23 protein-coding genes are annotated in these 22,871 nt (G+C 54.6%); 16 read left to right on the top strand and 7 right to left on the bottom strand.

Features of this window, described 5'->3' with window-relative positions:
• The first annotated feature begins 121 nt into the window (after positions 1-121).
• The 12 genes from WCI03_12010 (at position 122) to mazF (ending at position 4,165) form a co-directional block, all read left to right on the top strand.
• The gene (locus WCI03_12010) at positions 122-361 is read left to right on the top strand and encodes a type II toxin-antitoxin system prevent-host-death family antitoxin (GenBank protein ID MEI8140577.1); all 240 of its coding nucleotides are present in this window, start codon (positions 122-124) and stop codon (positions 359-361) included.
• Entirely contained in the window at positions 345-758 is a 414-nt protein-coding gene (locus WCI03_12005; protein ID MEI8140576.1) for a type II toxin-antitoxin system VapC family toxin, read from the top strand. Before WCI03_12010 ends, WCI03_12005 begins: the two co-directional genes overlap by 17 nt.
• Before the next feature lie 132 nt (positions 759-890).
• On the top strand, positions 891-1,151 hold the full coding sequence (locus WCI03_12000) for a type II toxin-antitoxin system RelB/DinJ family antitoxin (protein ID MEI8140575.1): 261 nt from the start codon (positions 891-893) through the stop codon (positions 1,149-1,151).
• A complete protein-coding gene (locus tag WCI03_11995) occupies positions 1,151-1,423 on the top strand; it encodes a type II toxin-antitoxin system YafQ family toxin (GenBank protein ID MEI8140574.1) in 273 nt (90 codons plus the stop codon). The genes WCI03_12000 and WCI03_11995 overlap by 1 nt, the downstream gene beginning before the upstream one ends.
• Before the next feature lie 88 nt (positions 1,424-1,511).
• Positions 1,512-2,072, top strand: coding sequence for a hypothetical protein (locus WCI03_11990; protein ID MEI8140573.1), 561 nt, complete (start codon positions 1,512-1,514; stop codon positions 2,070-2,072).
• A 67-nt stretch (positions 2,073-2,139) separates the two neighbouring features.
• Complete coding sequence (locus WCI03_11985; GenBank protein MEI8140572.1) at positions 2,140-2,352, top strand: hypothetical protein; 213 nt, start codon at positions 2,140-2,142, stop codon at positions 2,350-2,352.
• A gap of 9 nt (positions 2,353-2,361) precedes the next feature.
• On the top strand, positions 2,362-2,619 hold the full coding sequence (locus WCI03_11980) for a hypothetical protein (GenBank protein MEI8140571.1): 258 nt from the start codon (positions 2,362-2,364) through the stop codon (positions 2,617-2,619).
• Positions 2,616-2,798 carry a hypothetical protein gene (locus WCI03_11975; GenBank protein ID MEI8140570.1) on the top strand — a complete coding sequence of 61 codons (183 nt, stop codon included), beginning with the start codon at positions 2,616-2,618 and terminating at the stop codon, positions 2,796-2,798. The genes WCI03_11980 and WCI03_11975 overlap by 4 nt, the downstream gene beginning before the upstream one ends.
• Positions 2,799-2,889: 91 nt before the next feature.
• On the top strand, positions 2,890-3,105 hold the full coding sequence (locus WCI03_11970; GenBank protein ID MEI8140569.1) for an addiction module protein: 216 nt from the start codon (positions 2,890-2,892) through the stop codon (positions 3,103-3,105).
• The gene (locus tag WCI03_11965; protein MEI8140568.1) at positions 3,105-3,413 is read left to right on the top strand and encodes a type II toxin-antitoxin system RelE/ParE family toxin; all 309 of its coding nucleotides are present in this window, start codon (positions 3,105-3,107) and stop codon (positions 3,411-3,413) included. The genes WCI03_11970 and WCI03_11965 overlap by 1 nt, the downstream gene beginning before the upstream one ends.
• Positions 3,414-3,536: 123 nt before the next feature.
• The gene (locus WCI03_11960; protein ID MEI8140567.1) at positions 3,537-3,779 is read left to right on the top strand and encodes an AbrB/MazE/SpoVT family DNA-binding domain-containing protein; all 243 of its coding nucleotides are present in this window, start codon (positions 3,537-3,539) and stop codon (positions 3,777-3,779) included.
• A complete protein-coding gene (mazF, locus tag WCI03_11955; GenBank protein ID MEI8140566.1) occupies positions 3,779-4,165 on the top strand; it encodes an endoribonuclease MazF in 387 nt (128 codons plus the stop codon). Before WCI03_11960 ends, mazF begins: the two co-directional genes overlap by 1 nt.
• 174 nt (positions 4,166-4,339) lie before the next feature.
• On the opposite strand, the gene WCI03_11950 is transcribed toward mazF, so the two are convergent.
• From WCI03_11950 to WCI03_11940, 3 genes are all read right to left on the bottom strand, one after another.
• Positions 4,340-6,142, bottom strand: coding sequence for an ABC transporter ATP-binding protein (locus WCI03_11950; GenBank protein ID MEI8140565.1), 1,803 nt, complete (start codon positions 6,140-6,142; stop codon positions 4,340-4,342).
• 12 nt (positions 6,143-6,154) lie between these two features.
• Positions 6,155-8,191, bottom strand: coding sequence for a right-handed parallel beta-helix repeat-containing protein (locus WCI03_11945; GenBank protein MEI8140564.1), 2,037 nt, complete (start codon positions 8,189-8,191; stop codon positions 6,155-6,157).
• Between the two features lie 613 nt (positions 8,192-8,804).
• Positions 8,805-10,928 (bottom strand): TonB-dependent receptor, encoded by a 2,124-nt coding sequence (locus WCI03_11940; GenBank protein ID MEI8140563.1) that lies wholly within the window; start codon positions 10,926-10,928, stop codon positions 8,805-8,807.
• 114 nt (positions 10,929-11,042) lie between these two features.
• Between WCI03_11940 and WCI03_11935 the strand changes: the two genes are divergently transcribed.
• From WCI03_11935 to WCI03_11920, 4 genes are all read left to right on the top strand, one after another.
• Positions 11,043-12,251, top strand: a complete 1,209-nt coding sequence (locus WCI03_11935) for a PQQ-binding-like beta-propeller repeat protein (GenBank protein ID MEI8140562.1) — start codon at positions 11,043-11,045, stop codon at positions 12,249-12,251.
• 3 nt (positions 12,252-12,254) lie between these two features.
• On the top strand, positions 12,255-14,549 hold the full coding sequence (locus tag WCI03_11930) for a PQQ-binding-like beta-propeller repeat protein (GenBank protein MEI8140561.1): 2,295 nt from the start codon (positions 12,255-12,257) through the stop codon (positions 14,547-14,549).
• A complete protein-coding gene (locus WCI03_11925; protein ID MEI8140560.1) occupies positions 14,546-15,238 on the top strand; it encodes a hypothetical protein in 693 nt (230 codons plus the stop codon). Before WCI03_11930 ends, WCI03_11925 begins: the two co-directional genes overlap by 4 nt.
• A gap of 125 nt (positions 15,239-15,363) precedes the next feature.
• A complete protein-coding gene (locus WCI03_11920; GenBank protein ID MEI8140559.1) occupies positions 15,364-16,626 on the top strand; it encodes a 4Fe-4S binding protein in 1,263 nt (420 codons plus the stop codon).
• Between the two features lie 3 nt (positions 16,627-16,629).
• On the opposite strand, the gene WCI03_11915 is transcribed toward WCI03_11920, so the two are convergent.
• The 4 genes from WCI03_11915 to WCI03_11900 form a co-directional block, all read right to left on the bottom strand.
• Positions 16,630-19,335, bottom strand: coding sequence for a DEAD/DEAH box helicase family protein (locus tag WCI03_11915; GenBank protein MEI8140558.1), 2,706 nt, complete (start codon positions 19,333-19,335; stop codon positions 16,630-16,632).
• On the bottom strand, positions 19,332-20,495 hold the full coding sequence (locus WCI03_11910) for a PDDEXK nuclease domain-containing protein (GenBank protein ID MEI8140557.1): 1,164 nt from the start codon (positions 20,493-20,495) through the stop codon (positions 19,332-19,334). The genes WCI03_11915 and WCI03_11910 overlap by 4 nt, the downstream gene beginning before the upstream one ends.
• A complete protein-coding gene (locus tag WCI03_11905) occupies positions 20,492-22,174 on the bottom strand; it encodes a site-specific DNA-methyltransferase (protein ID MEI8140556.1) in 1,683 nt (560 codons plus the stop codon). Before WCI03_11905 ends, WCI03_11910 begins: the two co-directional genes overlap by 4 nt.
• A gap of 170 nt (positions 22,175-22,344) precedes the next feature.
• Positions 22,345-22,871, bottom strand: a 527-nt coding sequence (locus tag WCI03_11900) for a hypothetical protein (protein MEI8140555.1), incomplete at its 5' end; no start/stop codon positions are given.

Genomic DNA, 22,871 nt, shown 5'->3' with positions numbered 1-22,871 from the left:
AACCCACTCGTGCCTACCGTCGCTAAACGCTCCGGCGGCACAATGTGAACGTTGGCCACTACAGATGAATTGACGATATGTACAGAACACTGTACTCTTCTGTACAGATTGGAGATTAACTATGACAACCGTAACTTTAACCGAATTCAGAAGCCATGCATCAGGAATGCTGAGCCGGGTGGAACATGGCGAAACATTACTGGTGCTCCGGCATGGTCGCCCTATTGCAGAGGTGACACCCATTGTGAGTCAAAACAAGGAACAATCCTCATGGAAAAGGCCAGCGTTGCGCCTCTCGACAAAAGGAATGAGCCTCTCTGCAGCCATTCTGGCGGAGCGCGATCATGAAAGCGTATCTTGATTCCTCTGCTTTTGCGAAACGCTTTATCGAAGAAATCGGGAGCAATGGAGTCGAGTCCATTTGTGCCCAGGCATCGGAACTCGGCCTGAGCGTGATCTGTGTGCCCGAAATTATTTCCGCACTGAACCGCCGCCGCCGTGAACACGCGCTGACCCAGGATCAATACAATGTCGCAAAAAAGCGGTTGCTTGATGATGTCCGCGACGCAGACATCATTTTCCTCACTCCAACGGTGATTGGGTCAGCTATCATGATCCTTGAGGCAAGCCCCATTCGGGCGATGGATGCCCTGCATGTGGCTTGCGCACTTGAATGGGGGGCGGAGTTGTTTGCCTCATCCGACAAAAAGCAACTCCAGGCGGCAAAACGAGCCGGAATGAAAACTAAACAGATATAAACGGCCAACCACACCTCGGAGTTTACGTCGCTGACGCGCCGAAACTCAAGGTGAACGTTGTGCAGTTGAAATTATGATTTGAACTTGTATCCCATTTGTGCTACATTCGCATATAAGAATGGAGATGTGTATATGAGCAAGAGTGCGATGTTAAGAGCAAGGCTTGAACCGGAATTGAAGCATGACGCCGAGGCAATATTTGCCCGTCTTGGGCTGAACTCGACTCAAGCTATAACGATATTTTACAGGCAGGTCGAGCTTCATCAAGGGCTTCCCTTTAATGTCACCGTTCCATCAACTACCACGGCACGGACATTCGACGCCACCGACGAGGGGCGCGATCTGGTTGTCTGCAAGGATGCAGCTGACATGTTCAAGAAGCTGGGTATCTGATGTATACCCCGGTTTACACAAAGCAGTTTGAGAAAGATCTCAAGCTCTGTAAGCGTCGCGGAAAGAATCTGGAGAAGTTCAAAATCCTCGCCTGCACTTTGATTTCCGGACAAACTCCGGATCCCATTCATCGTGATCACAAACTTCTCGGTAATTATTTGGGGCGTCGTGATTGTCATATCGAATCCGACTGGCTCCTTATTTATAAAATCGACAGCAAGTTCATCGTTTTTGAAAGAATGGGAACCCATTCGGACTTATTCAAGAAATGAAGTCGCACAACCAGGCCTCGCACGCGACGGCGAGTACGCCGCGCATGAAGGCTGGCGTTGGGCCAAGAAAATAGGAGATAACAGAAAAATGAAGAAAATGAGCATTATTTGTGTAGCGCTGATGTGTGCGAGCCCCCTGTTTGCGAAAGACAGCATCAAAATTGATCCTGATAAACAGACGATTATTGAGGCCGAGGATTATTCGACCCAAAAAAGCGCCGATTCACATGCTTGGAAAAAGATCAAAGGTGAACGGAAAGATGACCCCGCACATATTTTGGCAGCGCCAAGCAATAACACCGTTTATGATTTGAAGAAGAAAAACTTCGAAAAACGCAGTCCATGTGTTTCGTACGCCCTGAATTTTCTCAAGGAGGGCACCTACTATGTGTGGATTCGTGGACTTGGCGAGGCGGGGGGTGCCTCGGTCGCTGTCGGTTATGATGGCGTATTGCTGAAATCCCAGTTTGTGGGTTTCTTCGGTGCCAAGTATGGCTGGCTCGGAGGTTTCCCGGACGGTGATCGCATTACGCTGACAGTAGAAAAATCAGGGGAACATATTCTTGGTCTTTGGATGGTTGAGGACGGCGTGTGTATTGATAAAATAATTATATCGGCAGATCCCGGATATGACCCGAACGATCTCTGAATTGGAGTGTCAAAAGGAAGCTGACAATCCGGCTTGAGGAAGCCGTCAGACATGATAATGTTTCAGCATGAAGCAGAAGCTGTATTTAGAGACCACTGTAGTCAGCTATTTTACCGCACGGCCAAGCCGGGACTTGCTTGTCGCGGGACATCAGGAAGCGACCCGTGAACTTTGGCCAAGTTTGACCGCCGTATATGATACGTATGTATCTGCGTTGGTTTATGAGGAAGTAGCGCGCGGTGACCTGGATCAGGCGTCCAAACGATTAGAGGCCATTTAACCTTTCCTCATGTTGGATATTGATGATGAGGCGCGTGAATTGGCGGAGAAGATTGTTTCGGGAAATGGTATTCCCAAGGAATACCCGGAAGATGCACTGCACATTGCAGTCGCCGCAATCAACGGAATAGCCGTTATCGTAACTTGGAACTTCGCGCACCTCTCCAATCCTTTCACCCGAATGATGGTTCGGCAGATTGTTGAAAACGAAGGGTATGTATGCCCTGAAATATGCTCCCCCGAGGAGCTTCTGGAGAATGAATTATGAACGATCCCATTGTTCAAGAAGTCCGCAAACATCGCCTGGAGCACACCCTGCGATTCGGGGGAAATCTTGCGGCGATTTGCAATGAACTTCGCTCCATTCAAACCGCATCAGGTCACACCATTGTCCGGTTGACACCCAGACGAATGCAGCCAACCAAGCCTTCCACTTTACGTCGCTGACGCGCCGAAAGTGAAGGCTGACGTTCGGGATGATGAAAGTTGCGGATGAAGAATGATTGAGATATCATGTTTACAGTGTGAGGAGATAATCATGCATACTGCAATACCGCTGGACAAAATGGATGTGACCGAAAAACTTCGTGCGTTGGAGGAGATCTGGGATAGCCTCTGCCATTCACAGGCTGATGTTCCATCGCCTGAATGGCATGGTGACGTGTTGCGAGAGCGGGAGCAACGGATTCAGGAAGGAAAGTCGAAGTTCATTGATTTGGCTGAAGCCAAACGCAGGGTCTGGGATCAGGTGTGATGAACGTCACAGTCCTTGAGGATGCACTTGTTGATCTCGCTGATGGATATCGTTTTTACGAGCAGCAATCCGGAGGTTTAGGGATCTATTTTCTCGATTCTCTCTGGTCGGATATCGACTCTCTGGCTTTCTTTGGTGGTATACATCCAATCTATTTCGAATACCACAGACTTCTTTCAAAGCGATTTCCCTTTGCTGTATTCTATCGCGTGACGGAAAATGACGTGCAGGTGCGCGCAATCCTGGATTGCCGACGCAACCCGGCCTGGATTCGGAAAAGAATGAAATACCCCGAACCAGCTCTTTGACCGCGACGGCTCGCACGCTCGCCGCGGGTCAAGAGTCACGTTCGGCAAGAAGATCATATTATGTCTTGCAGACAGGGGATTGCGGATGTATCTTCATAGTATATACATCAGGAGATATGCGACATGATTACGAAGATTCAAAAGTGGGGGAACAGTTTGGCAGTACGGATTCCTCGGTCTGTTGCGCATGACACGCATTTGAGTTCCGGCAATTCGGTGGATGTGGGTGTACAGGATGGCCAGATTGTGATTGCTCCGGCAAGACGTCCTCGTTTCCGTCTCGATGAACTGCTTAAAGGTGTCACTGCGCAAAATCGGCATAGTGAGTGTGATTCGGGGATTGTCGTCGGACGGGAGGCCTGGTAATGGCTGCCTATTGTCCGAAGCGTGGTGACATTGTCTGGCTTTCTTTCACTCCGCAGGCAGGTCATGAGCAGGCGGGCCATCGGCCCGCATTGGTTCTCTCCCCGGAGTCGTACAATCGCAAGGTGGGCCTTGCCTTGTTCTGTCCCATAACCAGCCAGGATAAAGGGTACCCGTTTGAGGTTCGTATCCCGCAGGGATACGAGGTGTCGGGCGTGGTATTGGCTGATCAAGTCAAAAGTCTGGATTGGAAAGCTCGACGGGCAACCTTTTGCTGTGAACTTCCGGCAGGGGCTGTTCACGATGTCCTCAACAAGCTTGGCACACTGACTGATGAACCGGTCTCCTCGCGGAAGTACACGCGGAGCATCTTAGATATAGTCCTGTAAAGATGGCCGTGTTAACGAAGAACTCAATGGGAGCCGTCTCAGGAGATCCGGCTCTACTTCCTAAGGAGGGCTTTGCCCGCAACCCAACTGGAGGGCCGCCAGCCGTTTGTACAGCCTTGCTGTTGGTGACCACTACTTCCACCGGACCGGCAGACTTAAGTGAGAAATTAATTCTCATGCGAATCCGGCCTCCTCGAACTTGATACGCTGCGTGGACGTGGAGGTGGCGATGGCGTAGAGCCTGGCGAAATGGCCACTGCGGCCCAGCAGCTCGTCGAAGGTCCCCTGTTCGACCACCTGGCCCTGATCCATGACCACGATCCGGTCGGCATGGCGGATCGTGCTCAGCCGATGGGCTATGACAAACACGGTGCGGTCACGGCACAAGGCCTCGACCCCCTGTTGCACGATGCGCTCCGACTCCGCGTCCAGTGCCGAGGTCGCCTCGTCCAGGATGACCAGCCGGCTCCGGGTCAGCAGGCAGCGGGCAAGTGCCAGCCGCTGGCGTTGACCACCGGAAAGCTGTCCTCCGCCTTCGCCCACGCGGTGCTGGAGCCCATCCGTAAATTTCTCGATGAACTCCCAGGCTCCGGCTTGTTTGAGCACCCCGATCAGCTCCGCCTCGCCGACTTCCGGGTGGACGGCGCGGAGGTTGGCCTCGATCGTGGTGTCGAAAAGGAAGGGATCCTGGAGTACGACGCCAAAGAGGGTCCGGTAGTCTCGGACAGGCAAATCACGGATGTCCCGGCCATCCAAGAGGATCGCGCCGGATGTGGGATCGTAGAATCGAAGAATCAGGTTTGCCATGGTGGACTTGCCGCTGCCGCTGCGTCCCACGAGTGCCGTGGTCTTGCCAGACGGAATGTCGAGACTCACGTTCCGCAGCACCGGCGTCTCCCCGTAGGCGAAGGTGACGCCGCGGAACTCCAGCCGCGGCTGGAGGTCCGCCTGCATGACGGCGCCGGGCCGGTCGATGACCGTGCTATGGGTGTCGAGGATGGAGAACAACTGGTCGAAGGCTGTGCGGGCGCTCATGACCTGACCGTAGATGTTGGTCATGGCCGAAATCATGGAAATGAGCACTCCCTGGTAGCCGATGAAGGCCACGAGGGTTCCCAACGGAAAATGTCCGGCGTTACGGATTACCAGCAGGGAGCCGCCAAGGATCACCGCGGCCGTGATCAAGTAGCCGAGACCTTCGGTGACGAACCCGAGCTTCATCGATTCGAGCATGCTGGCCATCCATTTGCCCATCGCCGGCCGCAACTGCTGATGGAACTCCTGCTGCACCCGATCCTCCAGGGCGAAGGATTGGATGGTCTTGTGTCCGCGCAGTTTGTCCATGATCACATTGACGATATTCATGCCGGCCTCGTTGGCCGCCCGGGTCTTCGCGTAGATGCGTCCCGATAGCGCCTGGGCGGCCATGACATAGCCGATCCCCCCCGCCAGGATGACCACCGTCAGGGCCGGACTCAGATAGAGGCAGAAGCCCAGACTGAAAACCAGCCCGACCGCATCGGTGACCAGTTGGGTGAAAACCACCTGCATGAAATTGCCCAGGGTGTTGATCGAATTGCCGAACACCCGCTCGTACAGGAAGCCCGTGGGAAATTGACTGTGAAAACGCAGGCAGAGTTTCTGCAGATGGGCGAAACTGGTAGTCCTCAACTCGAAAATGAGGTCCTGTTGAATCCGGTACACGAGCATCATCGCCCAAAACCAGAGCTCCATGCGCACGAACATCACGGCCAGGAACACTCCGGATGCCGCCAACGCCAGCCGCCAGCTCTGCCGTGGAATCGCCTCGTCAATCACATACTTGGCGAACAACGGTTGCAAGGCGACGGCCAGGCCGACCGCGCCGACCAAGACTGCCGCCCAAGTGGCTCGCACCCGGTGCGGCTTCAGCAGCGGCCAAATCCGCCGGCCGATCTCGCCCCAGTTGTAGTTCTTGATGGTCTCGATCTGATCCATGATGGCTCTCCCTTACTCCCGGCATTCCTTGGCTCGAGGGCCGATTTCGGACAGGTCGATGGGCTGAAACCCCAGCTTCAAAATGGGAGAATCCGGGCGCAGTCGCCAATCGCTGTTCGCCTCGTCGACGAACAGCGGGTCTTCCCCGACCAGGTTGTCCTGCTCCGTGACGCCGTTGCTCACGCCTTTCGGCCAGCATTCGCTAATCCAGGTCTCGCAGCGCCAACAGATGTTGCGCTCGACGCGGTTGTTCTCAGGGGGCACGCCCTGACCCTCGGCGAAATACCGATCCACCCCGGCGATCTCCGGGTAGCGTTCGCCATAGGGCGACTCGTGGTGTCGCATGGCCGCGAGACTGGTCTTCATGGTCTGGTTGACCATGTTCTGCCAGACGGGATTGGGATCCATGCCACGGGCGTCGGCGTGGATCGCCGGTTTGCAGTTGACGAAGATGTTGTTCGCCACCACGAAATCGCGCCCCCCGCCGAGCATCAGACCGTACTGGCAATCGACCAGCACGTTCTCCTCGATCCGGGTGCCGCTGACGCAATCGTCCATGTAGATGGCGATGCTGCCCATGCCGACGCCGCCCATCTGATGGATGTAATTCCGGCGAATCACATTGCCGCGGAAGGTGTAGTCACGCCCGGTATAAATCGCCCCGGCGTCGCCGGTCTCCAGACAGACCCGGAAGATCTCATTGTTCTCGATCAGAAACTCGTTTCCCCAGAAGAGAATGGCGTTGTGAGGCGCGTCGTGGATCAGATTGTGAGCCAGGCGCATGCCGATGCCGCTGGCGTTGATGCCAGCGACATAGCAACGGCTCCACCGCGCGAAGTGGTGGATGTGGCAGTGGAGCACCTCGTGATGGCACGGCCTGAGCGAGGCGCGGTCGCCACCACTGACGCTGATCCCGCCGTCGCCGACGCCATAGATGTCGCAGCCCGTCACGGCATGATGGCTGCCGCCCTCTACCCGCACCGCCCAGGTGCCGAGGTTGCGGAGGGTGCAGCCGACGATGCGAACGCCGTTGCCGCCCTCGATGCCGATACCGCTGCCGCGGCCCGCTTCCAGGGTTATGCCGCGGAAGGTCACATGGCTGACCTCCTTCATCGTCACCAGCGGCTCGCCCAGAACCGACACCATGATATCCGCCCCGGCCAGCGGCGCAGGCGGCCAGAAGTAGAGAATCCCCGCCGTGCGGTCCACATAATACTCACCCGGTTGGTCGAGTTCCTCGAGGACGTTGAGGAAATAGAAGCGCTGACCTTTCGCAAAATGATAGAGCCCGTGGGGCGGCGCCGTCTCGACCACGCGGGTCACCGGATCCAAGCGCTGCACGCGTTCATAGGAATTTGCCCAGTCATAGGCCCAGTAGCCGTGGACCCAGATGTCATCGCTCGGCGCCCAGTGCTGCGGCCGGTCGCCATCGTAGGTGAACCCGCCGGTCAGATCGCCCGACTCGGCCCCCCATTCGTTCGTCATCGGCTTGGTGAAGCCCGTGATGGTGGTGAACTGCCCGACATCGGGCCACTGCGCCACGGTCATCGGCTGGTCGTTGAAAAATAATTCCAAGTGCGCCGGGGCGGTCTTCCGGCTGAAACCGCGCGAAACGAAAGCTCCGAAATCGGTGATGCCCTGGGCGCGCAGGTCGCACTGGACGATCTGGTCCCGGGCCGCTGGAGCCAACCGTTCCCGCACCGCGGGAGCCGTCACAGGGGTGAAGGCGGCCGGGTCAAGCCGTCGACCGCCGAGCAGGCGCACGGCTTCGCCAGGCCAGGCGCGATAGGTGACCGGAGCGGACACGGTTCCCGAATCCCCGGCGGTCAGTTCGAACGTCGTCGTGCGGACAACCTCGCCGCCGCGGAACCAGACCGTGACCCCGCCCGCGGGTAGGCCCGTCGTCCTCTTCAGCCGACGCACCGCATCACGGGCGGCCTCGAGCGACGCGACCGGTCCGTCAGTCTTCGCCGGGTTCGGTTCCGGCAGTGTCCCGCTCCAGGCATCGTTGCCGGAAGGGGAAACATGAATGTTGACTACTGTTTTCATTTTGTCTCACAAGTTTTCCGCAAGTATAGCAAAATCTTCCCGGGCGGCGGCTCTTTCTGAATTTTTATTGTTGCGATCTTAGGAAAACTGGCGAAAAGGTCAAGATCGGGTACAAACCCCCATTTTGAAGCGCTGATGAGCTCTCTGGGACACACAAACTGAATAGGCCATAGATAATTTCTGGCGCCTATTCCCATAATTATTTTATCAGGAGGCCAACCAAACCTTCGAATCTGGCGTGTAACAGTTTAGCCCCTTGCAACTGAGAAAAAATTCTGGCGGGCGGCGAGGGCCGCCTTTTTTGTTTTCAAAGGGGTAGTGAGCATCATGATGTGTTTGGTGGATTTCGGAAAAGAGCGGCTTGAGCGGTGGCGGGATTTTCAGTGAAAAGGGTGTAGAAAAATTTGAGCGGAGCTTTACCCTGGCGCTGTGCGGTTACCATCAGGCTTGAGATAATACCCTGAGAGATGGATCCCTCTGGCGAGCGAGTGCCGAAGGATATTTTCCGCATGATGACCTGGGGGCGGAGAGATTGTCTTGATGCAACAACTTTTTTAAAGAAATTTCAGTTTGAGCGCCCGCAAGGGGCTAAACTGTTACCTCTTATTGAAACTCACAGCGCGCGACTGAGAGAGACTCCCACCGTGCGGGGTGCCCCATTCTCACCCACATATCCGGAAGGGGCTAACTGGTAAGGGAAGGCGATGGGCACATAGTCCTGATCAAAGAGATTGTTAACCCATGTCTCCACACGCCAGAGGCGGGTTCCAATCCCTATACGGGTGTTGAGCAACACATAGTTGTCCTGAGACTCCCTGTTACTGGCATCATAATAGTAGTGTCCTGTCCCCACCCCTTCCACCCTGATAAAGCCGGTATATTTTGTATAAAGCGTTTGTGAATACTCGGTACCAGCGTGCCAGGTGAGGTGCGGGGCAAACGGAAGCTCGTTTCCACTGACATCCATGCCGGCGGACGTGCTATCAGAGCGAAACTCCGACGTCAACAACCCGAGCCCACCAAACAGTGTCAGCCCTGTCAGGGGCCTGACGCTTAATTCCAGCTCCCCTCCCTCGCTCCTGGCTTTGCCGGCATTGTCGATATAGAACACCCCCGGGGAACCCGCCGGCACATCTAGTTGCAGGTCGTCCCACTCCGTCCGGAACAGTGCCGCATTCGCCACCACCCGATTTTTCAGCCAGGCAGTCTTAAGCCCCGTCTCATAGGTCAAACTGGTTTCTTCATCAAACTCGGCATGCCCGGGTATCGCCAACGTATTAAAGCCACCCGCCTTGTACCCTTTTGAGACCTGAACATAGGGCAGAATGTCAGGCGTCATATGGTAACCAAGCGACGCGTGAGGACTGACCTGGTTGAAGTCCTTGTCGTTATCGGTGTCCGACCCCGGCATAAAGGCCGGATTAGCATACTGCCGTAAATCAGCCGAGCGGTTCTCGAAGTCATCGCGAAGACCAAGCCCCAACTCAAGACGCTCATCAAACGTGAACACGCTTTGTCCATAGAGACTCACTCCTGTGTCATTCAGATCCGTATCATCATGCTGCTGATAGGCCAGCGGCAACCCGAGCATCGCCACCGCACCGGGCCGATAGTCATTGAATGCGCGCTGCTGATAAGCGGAATGATAGGCCATCGTCCCCAGCAACCAGCGCATCGCCACCCGGTTCCCGAGATGGATAGGAGCCGCTTCGGCTGACGCCATTCGGATCTCCTGAATCCATGCCTGCTGATTCTCCTCATTATTGCGGCGGATAAGATCGGCGGGCGTCATATCCAGATCAGTCTGATCCTGTGAACGCCACCACTGGAAAGCGGTGATGGAGGTAAGATCCACTTCGTCGCCTTTTCGCGTGGCAGTGAAAACCGGCTGGGAAAGATCACGCTCGGAACTCCCCTCATAATCATGCGCAACGTGATAAGGCCGGGATCGCAGAGATGCCAGATCACCCAGCGCGTAATCGCCATCACGATCGGCCTCGCCATTGACGCTAAACCGGTAGCTCCAGGGCCCCTCATCAGGCCATAGCACCTGGGCACGGCCAAAAAAGGACTCACGGGTATCGAGCGTATTGCCGGTGACGTCATTTTTAGTATACCCATCGCGCGTGGAATACCCCGCGCTGAAACTCCCGGCCGTCTTTCCTAGGCCAACCGGCCCCTCTGTCGAGACACGGGTATCAAATAACCCGTGATCACCACCAGCTAGACTGACCGACGTCACGGGTTCACGACCAGGGAGACGCGGCACCACATTTATCGCTCCGCCAAGAGTATTACGTCCATAGAGCGCCCCTTGGGGGCCCCGCAGAAATTCTACCCGCTCCACGTCGAGAAATTCCTGATTGGCGGTGGCATAGGAAAGCTGGGGTACACCATCGATAATCGTGGTCACTGCGGCTGAATTCCGGCCTGACCCGATACCGCGTACATAAGGGAATGTCAGACGCCGAACCGTGAAATCACCCAAAGTCAGATTGGGAATAGTGCGGGCAGCATCACGTAAATCGTTTACCCCGGCCGACTTCATGCTGTCGGCGGACTGAACGGTCACCGCTCCCGGCACCGCCTGGAGCGGTTCGGTCCATTTACGCGCTGTGACCACTACCGTTTGAACCTCGGCGGTCTGAGCCTGAGAGGCGGGAGTAATCCCTTGTAGAGCGCTAAGCACCAGCACTGCATGGAAAACCTGCCAACCAAGATATTTTTGAATTTTCATAGGGGGAATCAAATAGTCTAATAGTGCTTCAAAATCAAACCGAAATACAGGATAGTGCAGGGACAGTGGGCAGTGGGCAGTAAGCAGAGGGCAGTAGGCAGATTGGAGATTTAGATGAAACGACAGTTCTTATTCAGTGGCATCGTGTTGGGTGTTCTTGTAACGGGGAAAATACTGGCTGCAGATCAAAAGGACTGGCCTCAGTTCCGGGGTTCCAATCAAGATGGGATTTCACAGGACTCCCAATGGAATCATCAGGCCGTTTCGAACGGCGGCAAAATTTCCTGGAAGACCAATGTTGGCAACGGTTATGCCGGCGTGGCTGTGTCGGGCGAGAAGGTCTTTACGACCGGAAATAAAAACAACCAGGACACCGTGTATGCCTTAAGTCTCAAGGACGGCGCTTCTCTCTGGCAGCACTCCTATGCCTGCACCGCAGGCAGTTACCCGGGACCCAGGGCCACACCGGCCACCGATGGAAAATTGGTGTATACACTGAGCCGTGAGGGCCATCTCTTCTGCCTGAATGCAGAGACAGGGGCCGTTCAATGGCAGAAAAACCTGATCACGGACTTCAAAGCCGGCAATCTGAAGTGGGGCTTTTCCGCGTCCCCGGTGATTAAGGGCAATATGCTCCTGCTCAATGCCGGTGAATACGGCATTGTGCTGAATCGGCTGACAGGGGAAAAGATTTGGGCTAGTCCGGCAGGAACCGGAGGCTATGCCCCTCCAGTATTGTACACATCCGGAAAGACGGAATGCATGGCGGTGTTCGGCGAGAAAGCCATTTACGGCGCGGAACTTAATACAGGCAAAAAATTATGGTCGAGCAAATGGGAAACAAGTTATGACGTCAACGCGGCTGATCCCATCCCTTTTGACGGGAAAGTCTTCTTTTCATCCGGATACGGCAAGGGTGCCTCCGTTATTGACATCAGCGGCCCGGAGCCACGGAATGTGTGGACCAGTACGATCATGCGGAATCAATTCAGCAGTTGCGTTCTCCTCAACGGATTTCTCTACGGCATCGATGGGAACACAGGGAATGGCACCCTGAAGTGTATTGATTTTGCCACCGGTGCGGAAAAATGGGCGCACAACCTGGGCTTTGGCTCTCTCACAGCGGCAGGGGATCGACTGATCGTTCTCAATGATAAGGGGGAGTTGTTTGTCGTCAAGGCAACCCCCACCGCTTTTGAACAACTTGCTACCGCCGGAAAAATCCTGGAGAAAACCTGCTGGACGGCCCCGATCCTGTGTCGTGACCGGATCTTCTGCCGAAATGACAAAGGGGATATCGTGGTCCTGGATGTGAGTAAGTAACATATGTTCCGACTGGGAAAAAGGGCCAGGGAATTTCTTCCCGTCCTCGCGGTTCTTGTCGCGGGTGTCGCTGTTTCTGCCATAATACTCGCCTGGTGGCGGAATACGGGAGACACCGCCTTGATTTCCCGCCGCCTTCCCGTTCCAGGCGAGGTTTCCAGTTCCACACAGACCAGCCCCGGCGAGGTGATTAAGATAGGCGAAAAGTTTGCGAGCTTCGCGGGTATTCCCAGTCTCCTCCCTGGCGCCTGGCCCTGCTTCCGCGGTGCCCGCCATGACAACATCGCCCCGCCTGAGGAAAAATTAGCCAGCTCATGGCCACCAGGTGGCCCCCCTGTTTTATGGACAGTAGATCTCGGGGAAGGTTACGCCGGCCCTGCCATTCTCAACGGGCGGGTGTACCTGCTGGATTATGATGCGAAGGAAAATGCCGATGCGCTCCGCTGCTTCTCCCTGGACGATGGCCGCGAAATCTGGCGCCGTTGGTACAAGGTGCATATCAAACGTAATCACGGGATTTCCCGCACGGTCCCGGCTGTTTCCGAGAACTATGTCGTGACCATCGGACCACGCTGTCACGTCATGTGTGTCGACGCAAAAACCGGGGAATTCCGCTGGGGTCTGGATCTTGAAAAAGATTGGGGAACCACCGTACCCATGTGGTACACGGGGCAATGCCCGCTGATTACGGACAATCAGGCCATCATCGCTGTAGGCGGCAAGGTGTTATTGATGGGCGTGGATTGCGACACCGGCAAAATATTGTGGCAGACCCCCAATCCCAATAATTGGCAGATGTCGCATGCCTGCGTCACCCCAATGGAATGGCAAGGCAAGAAAATGTATGTCTATGCCGCCATCGGGGGAATCATCGGCATCTCCGCAGAAAAAGGAGAAGAGGGGAAAGTCCTATGGCAAACTGACGAGTGGAAATTCCAAGTGGTTGCCCCCTCCCCTGTCCCCCTGGAAGATGGCCGGTTTCTTATGACCGCAGGGTACGGAGCCGGAAGCGCACTGTTCAGGCTGACCCAGGCAACAGGCTCGATTACTGCAAAACTTGAATCCCGGATCGAGAAGACGAACTTCGCCTGTGAGCAACATACGCCTCTCTATTACCAGGGGAACCTGTTTTCGGTACTCCCTGCCGATGCCGGCGGCTTCCGGAAACAAGCCGTCTGCATGGATCCCGTGGGAAAGATCATGTGGCGAAGTGGAGCCACCGAGCAGTTCGGCCTTGGCCCTTTCATGATCGCCGATAACAAACTGTTGATTCTTGAAGATAACGGAATGTTAACCATGCTCGAGGCATCCGCCCGGAGTTATGTTAAACTCGCCCAAGCAAAGGTGCTGGACGGTAAGGAAGCCTGGGCGCCCATGGCCCTGGCAGGAGGACGTTTGTTGGTCAGGGATTATGGACAAATGAAATGTTTGGATCTTAAGGACTGCCAGTACGACCTCGCCGCCATCAAAAAGACCGATACCAACCTGCTGATCCGCTCCCATGTCCAGTGGATCAAGCCCTCCCTGTCCAATCTGACCGCTTTGGCAGTGGATCGTGCCGATCGAATCATTGTTGGCTCCATGTCCGCCATCGAGATCTTGAGCGCGCAGGGAACTCCTATAACCAGCATCTCACTTAGCGAACCCGTCCGCTGTCTCGCGACCTCTACACAGGGCGACATTTTTGTTGGACTCAACAATCATGTGGAAGTCTTCGATCAAACGGGAACCCGGAAAGCCGTCTGGAAAAGGCCAGACCCGAAATCAATGCTGACCTCTATTGCCGTCTCATCCACCCATGTCTTTGTCGCCGACTGCGCCAATCGGATTGTATGGCGGTTTACGCTGGCGGGGGAAACTGCTGGCCAGATTGGGCAGAAGGATCAAGATCAGCGTAAAGAAGGATTTGTGGTACCCAGCGCTTTCTTTGATCTGGCCGTCGCCGCGGATGAGTCGTTGTGGGTGGTCAACCCCGGCCTCCATCGACTGGAACATTTTTCGGTAGAGGGAGCGTTTCTCGGCTGCTGGGGTAATTTCTCCATGGAAGCCCCAGGGTTTTGCGGCTGTTGCAATCCCTCCAACATGGCACTCACATCAGAAGGCGAATTTATCACCAGCGAAAAACACATCGTCCGAGTGAAACAGTATGACACCAAGGGACAATTGAAGGGCGTCATTTCCGATCAGGAAGATTGGCCGGACAAAGCGGTAGGACTGGATCTTGCCGTGGACTCGAAAGGCCGAATCCTGGTGCTCGACCCAACAGCTGATGTGATCAGAGTGTATGCGAAAAAATGAAATCACCTCCCCAAAATCGTAGAGAGTTCCTTCGCAGTTTATTGCGCGGGACCATACTTGTCATCCTGACCGCACTCGGAGGAGGCATATTCCTGCGCAAACGGTGTGCGCAGCCTGGCGGCAACCCTCCTGCCGGCGGTTGCGCCAATTGCCCGGACCTCACCACTTGCAGTGATCCCGCCGCTGCCTCAGTTCGCGCCCCAAAGCTTCAACGCACCGTCTGGCAGTTGGATCCGGCTAAGTGCATCCAATGCGGCCAATGCGCAACCCACTGTATCCTGCCTCAATCGGCAGTAAAATGCGTTCATCGGTTTGAGATGTGCGGTTACTGCAAACTCTGTTTCGGCTTTTTCCTCCCCGGCGCCGCCAGCCTGACCAGCGCTGCTGAAAATCAGGTCTGCCCTACTGCCGCCATTAAACGCCAATTTATTGAAAACCCTTACTTTGAATACACCATCGATGAGCCACTTTGCATTGGCTGTGGACGATGCGTCAAAGGCTGCGGCGCCTTTGGAAATGGTTCACTTGTTCTACAGGTGCGTCATGATCGCTGCCTAAACTGTAACGAATGCGCCATCGCCCGAAATTGCCCGGCAGATGCGTTCAGCCGCGTTCCCGCCGAAGAACCTTATCTCTTTCAACCCAAGGCGGCAAAATCCTCATGGATAGCCCCGGAGAAAAGAATTTGAACAGAAGCACGCAAAGACCGCAAAGGGTTGAGTTTTTTCCGAAGGATAAGGCCCCCCCCCATTTCTCCTTCGCGTGCTTTGCGTGCTTCTGTTCAATACTCTTTTTATTTTCGACGCTGACGACGATGGCCGATAATCGCTTTCCCAAGCCACAGTTTGAAAGCGGCTACACAATGCCGTCCCCCTCCGCCCCGGTCGCCCGTTCTCTGGGATTGGAGGTCCTTGATGTTGGAATTTTAACGGGAGCACTGTCACTAGCCGCCTGGCTGGTATTGCGGAAACGTTCCCGCCGGGGAGTCTTTCTCCTCACCATTTTCTCACTCATCTATTTCGGCTTTTTCCGCAAAGGCTGCGTATGCCCGGTGGGATCCATTCAGAATGTAGCCTTATGGCTGTTCGACAGTCACGCCGCCCTATCCTTGAGCGTCACTGCGTTCTTCCTGCTCCCCCTGATCTTCGCCCTTCTGTTTGGCAGGGTATTCTGTGCTGCCGTATGTCCATTGGGAACCATTCAGGATCTCGTCATTCTATCCCCCGCAAAAGTTCACCCGGTCCTCGCGCAGATACTGGGATTCATCCCCTATCTCTATTTGGGACTCGGGATCCTGTTTGCCACCACAGGGTCAGCGTATGTGATCTGTCGGCTGGATCCTTTTGTCTCCCTTTTCAGACTCAGCGGCGAACTCCCCATGATTCTTGCCGGCATCGTTTTCCTGTTAATCGGCACAGTGATTGCGCGTCCTTACTGTCGTTTCATGTGTCCGTATGGTGTTTTGCTCAACTGGATGTCACGGCTGTCCAAATACCACGCCACCATCACGCCTACTGAATGCGTGAAGTGTCGTCTCTGTGAGCCCGCCTGCCCCTTTGACGCCATCCTGGTCCCACAGACACAAACAAACACAGAGTCGCGCCATATCGGGGTGCGCCGTTTAGCCCTGATGATTGTGCTGCTTCCCGTTCTGATCCTCGGTGGAGGCTGGTCCGCCTCACGTCTTGCACCAACGTTGGCACGCCTGCACCCCACGGTAAAATTGACCGACACCCTGCGCCTTGGCCCACAACAAGTTACTGCCCGTGAAAACCTGGCCATCACAGCATTTAACGGCAGTGGAGCCTCCCTGGAAAATCTTGAGCAGCAGGCGGCTACCATACAGACGAAGTTCCTCTATGGCAGCTGGGCCCTCGGTGGCTTCCTCGGCACAATCCTTGGCTTCGGCTTAATCGCGGCCTCCATCAAACGACGACGCGAATTTTATGAGCCAGATCGAGGAACCTGTTTGAGTTGCGCCCGCTGCTATCTATTCTGTCCCGAAGAACACCAACGACTATCTGGCGATAAGCCCACAAATATTAATGCTAAACAGTTTAGCAATGACATTTCGTAAATTCTAGCTCAGCGCCACCAAGGCTCGAATCGCTTCAAAATCTTTTCCCTTGGGCATAATGAAAAGGCAGCGGCTGTTACTGCGCTTGGCCCAGATGGCTCCAACAAGACGCTTTTCCTCGGATTCAGGCAAGGCATACCAGCCTTTATCGGCACCTCCGCCTTTGAATTCAACCACAAGAATACGCCCATCCTTAAGGCGACACACGAAATCCGGATAGAAATAGTCGGTGGACGTTTGAAGCCTGAATGACGATGGTTTACGGGACAGATTTCTGACCCAGTAGGCAACCTCCTCAAGGCCATCAAGGAACTGGGCACACTGGAATTCCTCAGTCAGATTCCCATCTGCCTTGCACTCACGTAATTCACCGGGCTTGGATCCATAGTAATGTTTTTTAAACACAAAACTTCCCTCATAGACCCAACTTGGCTCATAAAGCGTCTTGCTTAAATCCAAACCTCGTTCCACGGAAACAGTTAAAGCAGATTCAGGCAAGAGCCACTTCTGAAACGCGACCCCATGCTCGTCGCCCCGATGGGATTCAATCAGGTTCTCCACTTCATCCCGCAGACGGAAACGGTCCAGCGTCAACACGGTGATATCGGTAAGCCCATATCGCGCCATAAGTCCCCGAAGACACTTCCTGAGAAACTCCGCAGACTCACCGGGCGGTATGTCCGTGTGCTCAATCTTTGAATCCAACCACTGGATCAGTTCATCCAGCGTCCAGTCTTCATCCCGACTGAAGCCCATGACCTGCTGATGCAGACGGCCAATGAAATCTTCAACCTGCCCATCACGCGATACCTCTGTCGAGACCTTACCGGTTTCTTTTAAGATATCAATGTTCCCGGTTCGGATGCCTGGCCGGTTCCGGGGATCATAAGTCCCCGCAAGTTCAGCGTTTTTCGCGCTCAGTTTCCAGGGGTATTCAATCAGATGGGTTTTCTCGAATTCAAAGAGGCGCCCCTCTTCGATCACGCACAGCAGGGGTACTATGAAGTCCATTTGCTGTTCATAGGGCGTCGCTACCCGAGTCTCACCTGTTCCGAAGACTCGTTCGATCTGCCGAACCCGCTCCACCGCTTCAGCCACTTGCTCTCGCGCCTCAGTGGTTTTGACACAAGAGAGCAGGCTTTCTTCATCCGCCTTGGTGAGCGGGACGAAAACCGTAATTTCCCCTTTGGCCTCATCCATCCGCACTTTGCCCGCCAACACTGCCGATTGGGAACGAAACGCGGTTCCGTCCAGTGCTTCAGGCGGCAGCATAACCGTCTTGGGTTGAGTGCCCAGCGGCATCTGCGCATGAGTAACTGGAATTATGATGGCCTCTGCCTCAGGCGGCGTGAATCCATTGCTAACCAAAGCATCCCGAAGTTCAGCTAACACCTCCTCAAGATGATTGCCCTCGGCTAACGCCAGCATAAAGGCACAGTTGAGATCAGCGTTTTGTTTGGGTATGGCGTGCGGTAACCGGAGAATGCGCCCGACAATCTGTTCGATGGCTGTAGCGGACCTGGTCTCACGGAGACTGCACAAGACGTAGGCAAAAGGACAATCCCAGCCCTCCCGAAGTTTCTCCACGGTAATGATGAAACGAACCGCGCAGGCGGGATCGGAGATGTTATTGATCCCTTTAAGTTCGTCCAATTTACCAGTCGAAATCTTGATTTCCTCATGGACCAACCCGAACTCCCCAACCAGCCGCTCGCGCAAAGGCGGACACGCATCCACCCGGTCGGCTTGGATCAACAGGATGGGCCGCACATACTCGCCGGTTGACTGCGCCTCCTGCCCCGCCAGCCGTTCGAGATCCGCCCGGAGCGCAATGGCCTCAGCGAGAAGTTGGTCTTTCTGCCCCGGATGCCGCGTGATCACACGCAACGGCAATTTGACCATGTTCTCCGCCTTGAGTTCCGCCGCCGATACCCGGTGCAGAACATTAGAGGGATTCTTCCTCGTATCCGGTGTGGCGGTGAATTCAATGATGCAGGCCGGCAGAACATTCGCCAACATCGCAAACGACAGATCTGTCCGCGCATTATGAGCCTCGTCCACGATGACAATGGGGCGTCGGTAGCGCAGGACATTAATCAAGGAAGATTTCGGCCTGCCATCCGGCCCCATGTCGAGTTCCGGATAACGATCCGCCGGCACCGCGGCCATGTGACTGGCCATGTGGGAATTATCGCCATCGTACACCTTCCGGCCTTCGGGATCACTAGTCCTGAAACACTGGATGGTGGAAACGATCACCACCGTGGCTCCCTCCACCGTAGCCCGCGTCATGCGCAAGGCCTCATCAATCGTCATCACCTCAACCGGCCCGCCACACTCCAACTCAAGGGCACGACGATAGGGATGACGCGGATCACGCAAGGCGTCCGCCGTCTGATTCAGGATCGTATTGCTGGGCACCAGCCACAGCACAAGGGCGTGTGGGGCGGGTAGATACCGATTGAGCGCAATGCCGACCGTATGACAGGCCAGAAGCGTCTTGCCACCACCGGTGGGCACCCGGACACAGACATAGGGCATCCGTTCAAACCGCGGATCAGCTATCTGGTTATAAGGCAAAGGGCTGCCATACACAGCCTTAGTGACACGCCCAAAAGCCGATGCAGGCTCACGGGTACGCGCACATTCGGCCAGAAAATCCCGCACGGACGTGAGAACACGGTGTTGATATTCCTTGAGTTGTATCATGACCGCCTCCGGGTCCGGGTCGTTTTCACCGGTTTCCGTTGTGTTGTCGCGGACAACTCCGATTCGATATCCGCAACGCTGGGAAGACTCGACCGAAACTCCTTCGGCAAAGCGCGGGTAAGTTGGTACTGGGAAACACCAATCGCTTTCGCCACTCCCTTTAGCGCATACTCGGCCACCAGCCGGTTTTCGTCCTGACAAAGAATGAGCCCGATACTCGGGCTATCGCTGGCATGCCGCAACTTTTCATCCACGACATTAAGATAGAAGTTGAGCTTGCCGGCATATTCCGGCTTGAAAGCGCCCTTCTTGAGTTCAATGACCACGAAACAACGCAAGCGTAGATGATAGAAAAGCAGATCAATGTAGAAATCCTGCTCACCTACATCGAGATGAACTTGACGACCAACAAAGGCGAACCCCTGCCCCAGTTCGACGAGAAACTTTTCGAGGTGCCGCACGAGACTGGTTTCAAGTTCACGCTCATGAAACGGCTCTTCCAATGTCATAAAATCGAAAATGAAAGGATCCTTGACCACCTGCTGGGCGAGATCGGACTGTAAGGGCGGCAGCCGGTCAGCGAAGTTTGTAATAGCCTTCCCCTGCCGTTCATGGGTTCGACCGTCGATCATTAAGGCGAGAACATCATGGCTCCATCCATGTTGAAGCGTCGCTTGCATATACCAGTAGCGCGTTGACAGGTCTTTGACCTTTTGCATAAGCAAGACATTGTGAACCCAAGGCAATTTCGGAACAAGTCGGTGCAAAATCACCGTGGTTTCCAATTTCGCCAACGCCGTTGGCGAAATTGGGATCGGCGCTAATTTCGCCAACGCCGTTGGCGAAATTGCATTTTCAAGCTCGGGGTATTCTCGGTAGAAGGCAATCATCCGATCAATATTTCGCTCCGAAAACCCTTTCACTTCCGTTATCTCGTTTCTGATATCACGCGACAGGCGTGGAATGACAGCGGCGCCCCACCCCGCCTGTTTTTGCCGTTCCGCAATAATCCTGCCAATATCCCAGTAAAGGCGGATCATTTCGAGATTCGCAGAAAGAGCGGCCCTGACCTGGGCGGTACGGATACGGGTCTTGATATCCTTCAGCACCACCGCGTAATCTGCCGCGAAGGCCTTAGTCCCTTGTTTGGCAACTTTCATGTGACTTTCACCTCGTAAGGCGTTTGACGAAAGGTAATGCGCTCAGCCCGCAAACGATCAATGCTCAATTGACAACCAGCACCATAGATCACCTTCAGGCCATCAAATGCCGGCAACCGCGCCAATATCGCACGGGTCAACACGTTGCCGCCATTTGTGGAATCATCGCCCAAAATACCATTGAACAAGAGATAAATGGCCATACCCCGGCAAACACCAACCAACGGGGATTTCGTGACCCGTTCACGCGGCAAGGGCTCGCCAGTTTCCGTGAAATAGACATGCCGGGCTAAGTCAGAAAATTTAACTGACTGCCGAATCTGCCCATGTTCGTCAAATAAGGGATCGCTGAGTTGGCAATAACGGAAGCCCCCTCCTAACGGTTCAATAATCTCGCCTTTTGTATTTGAGTACCCCTGAGATATACGCTTCAGTCTACTGAATGTTATTTCACGGGCGATCTTCGGCTCCATTTCCACGAGGATAAAACGGCGATTACCTCCGTCTTCCTTATTTAGTTGGAGAACTGCTTCACCAGTAGTTCCGGACCCAGCAAATGTATCCAGAACTATTGCATTCTTATCCGCAATCATGGACGACAAGAATCCCACTAGTCCGACAGGTTTCGGGAACGGAAACTGAATATCCAGCGACTTCAGGTTTTCTCCGGTGCTCTGAACAGATCCCACTTCACGGATAATTGATACTACATGACTTTGATTTTTAGAACGCTCCTTGACGACCTCGATCGCACCAGTCCGAGTTATCTCAAACCGCGTGCTTTGCCCCTTTGAATCAATGATGGATGCGCAACCATGCGCAATAAACTCTTCACAGAGGTCCTTGCAACTCCAGCCACTACTTGAAGTAACCGTTGAAACAACCCGGAAATTCCGAACAAAAACGGTTCCATTCCATTTAGGCCAAAGAGACTTCTTTTGATCTATTACTCCAGACTCAAATGCTGCAGGAAATCCGACCGGAATCTCTATGTTGGATACGGGGTTCTTAGGGCCATTTTTAACAATTGTATTCCGTATTTCACCTCGGAACAACTTGCTCTTCTTTCCAATGGTAGGGGTAATAACCGGGGGCGGAGGAAATTCTTCAAACCTTCTGCAGTATGCCAATATGTATTCGTGACAATTTTTAATTTTGGCCTGATTGTCGAAGTTCCCATCTGTTTCCCAGACAAAACAAGCAAGGCGGTTTTTTGACTGTGCATGCGGGAATAATTCGTCTAACAGGATCCGCAGATATGGGAGTTCAATATCATCAATTGAAACAAACAGAACCCCGTCAGGGGCCAGAAATTCCTTAAGCAAGGCCAACCGCGGATACATCATGCAGAGCCACTTATCATGACGCGATAGATCTTCTGCTTCTTTGCCGACCGTCTTGCCGAGCCAGTCGCGAATCAGGGGGCTGTTGACGTTGTCGTTGTACACCCATCCCTCATTGCCGGTGTTGTAGGGAGGATCAATGTAGATGCACTTCACCTGACCGGCGTAATAGGGAAGAAGCGCCTTGAGCGCGATCAAATTATCTCCCTCGACAATGAGGTTGCCGGTGCCGGGGTCACCCACCGAGAGTTCCGGAACATCCTTCAAGAGATGAAACGGCACCTGATGGTGGTGATTTTCAACTGCTCGCCTACCGATCCAATCTAAAGTTGGCACAGAGTTACTTCCTTCCGAAAAAACACCGCGCCGCGCCACGGAAATTCATAGACAACGCCCCCGCGATTGCATCGAACCATACACAGCGAAACCTTGAATTTCAATCATTGAGTATCATCCCACGACTGATCACGCTCAGAAACATGCCCTATCAGCACAGCATCAGTTTATTACATCCCATTCACCGGCCCGGCATCACCTTCGATTTGATTATCAACTGCGGGTTGTGGCTCACCAGAGATCGGTTCAGGTTCAGGCGTTAACACTGGGTCCGGGGCGGGCTCAGGCTCGGCAATCGGCACGGGTTCAGGGACGGGCACGGGAGCCTCGACAATCACAGGGGGTGGCTCCGGAGTTACGACTGGCTCAGGGATCGGTGGCGGGGCCTCAGGACTAACCACAGGCGCCGGCTCTTCCGCTGGTTGCACAGGAGTCACTTCCGGTTCTGACACTGGCGCCGGTGTTGGCGGCTCCACAATGTCTGGCTCAGGTTCAACAACCGGCACGGGTTCCAGGACGGGCTCAGGAGCCTCGACGATCACAGAGGGTGGCGCTGGATCCGATATTACGACCGGCTCAGGAATCGGCGGCGGGGCCTCAGGACTGACCACAGGTGCCGGCTCTTCCGCTGGTTGCACAGGTGTCACTTCCGGTTCTGACACTGGCGCCGGTGTTGGCGGCTCCACAATGTCTGGCT

Source organism: bacterium (assembly GCA_037143175.1).
Classification (GTDB): Bacteria; Verrucomicrobiota; Kiritimatiellia; order CAIKKV01; family CAITUY01; genus JAABPW01.
The sequence above is the reverse complement of the archived record's forward strand: the minus strand, read 5'-3'. Positions and strand labels throughout refer to the sequence as shown.

Coding starts and splice junctions, on each gene's coding strand:
- WCI03_11980 (MEI8140571.1), top strand. CDS start 2,362: ATGTTGGATATTGATGATGAGGCGCGTGAATTGGCGGAGAAGATTGTT.
- WCI03_11925 (MEI8140560.1), top strand. CDS start 14,546: ATGAAATCACCTCCCCAAAATCGTAGAGAGTTCCTTCGCAGTTTATTG.
- WCI03_11965 (MEI8140568.1), top strand. CDS start 3,105: ATGAACGTCACAGTCCTTGAGGATGCACTTGTTGATCTCGCTGATGGA.
- WCI03_11915 (MEI8140558.1), bottom strand. CDS start 19,335: ATGATACAACTCAAGGAATATCAACACCGTGTTCTCACGTCCGTGCGG.
- WCI03_11970 (MEI8140569.1), top strand. CDS start 2,890: ATGCATACTGCAATACCGCTGGACAAAATGGATGTGACCGAAAAACTT.
- WCI03_11975 (MEI8140570.1), top strand. CDS start 2,616: ATGAACGATCCCATTGTTCAAGAAGTCCGCAAACATCGCCTGGAGCAC.
- WCI03_11950 (MEI8140565.1), bottom strand. CDS start 6,142: ATGGATCAGATCGAGACCATCAAGAACTACAACTGGGGCGAGATCGGC.
- WCI03_11960 (MEI8140567.1), top strand. CDS start 3,537: ATGATTACGAAGATTCAAAAGTGGGGGAACAGTTTGGCAGTACGGATT.
- WCI03_12010 (MEI8140577.1), top strand. CDS start 122: ATGACAACCGTAACTTTAACCGAATTCAGAAGCCATGCATCAGGAATG.
- WCI03_11930 (MEI8140561.1), top strand. CDS start 12,255: ATGTTCCGACTGGGAAAAAGGGCCAGGGAATTTCTTCCCGTCCTCGCG.
- WCI03_11990 (MEI8140573.1), top strand. CDS start 1,512: ATGAAGAAAATGAGCATTATTTGTGTAGCGCTGATGTGTGCGAGCCCC.
- WCI03_11910 (MEI8140557.1), bottom strand. CDS start 20,495: ATGAAAGTTGCCAAACAAGGGACTAAGGCCTTCGCGGCAGATTACGCG.
- WCI03_11920 (MEI8140559.1), top strand. CDS start 15,364: ATGGCCGATAATCGCTTTCCCAAGCCACAGTTTGAAAGCGGCTACACA.
- WCI03_12000 (MEI8140575.1), top strand. CDS start 891: ATGAGCAAGAGTGCGATGTTAAGAGCAAGGCTTGAACCGGAATTGAAG.
- mazF (MEI8140566.1), top strand. CDS start 3,779: ATGGCTGCCTATTGTCCGAAGCGTGGTGACATTGTCTGGCTTTCTTTC.
- WCI03_11985 (MEI8140572.1), top strand. CDS start 2,140: ATGAAGCAGAAGCTGTATTTAGAGACCACTGTAGTCAGCTATTTTACC.
- WCI03_12005 (MEI8140576.1), top strand. CDS start 345: ATGAAAGCGTATCTTGATTCCTCTGCTTTTGCGAAACGCTTTATCGAA.
- WCI03_11995 (MEI8140574.1), top strand. CDS start 1,151: ATGTATACCCCGGTTTACACAAAGCAGTTTGAGAAAGATCTCAAGCTC.
- WCI03_11945 (MEI8140564.1), bottom strand. CDS start 8,191: ATGAAAACAGTAGTCAACATTCATGTTTCCCCTTCCGGCAACGATGCC.
- WCI03_11935 (MEI8140562.1), top strand. CDS start 11,043: ATGAAACGACAGTTCTTATTCAGTGGCATCGTGTTGGGTGTTCTTGTA.
- WCI03_11940 (MEI8140563.1), bottom strand. CDS start 10,928: ATGAAAATTCAAAAATATCTTGGTTGGCAGGTTTTCCATGCAGTGCTG.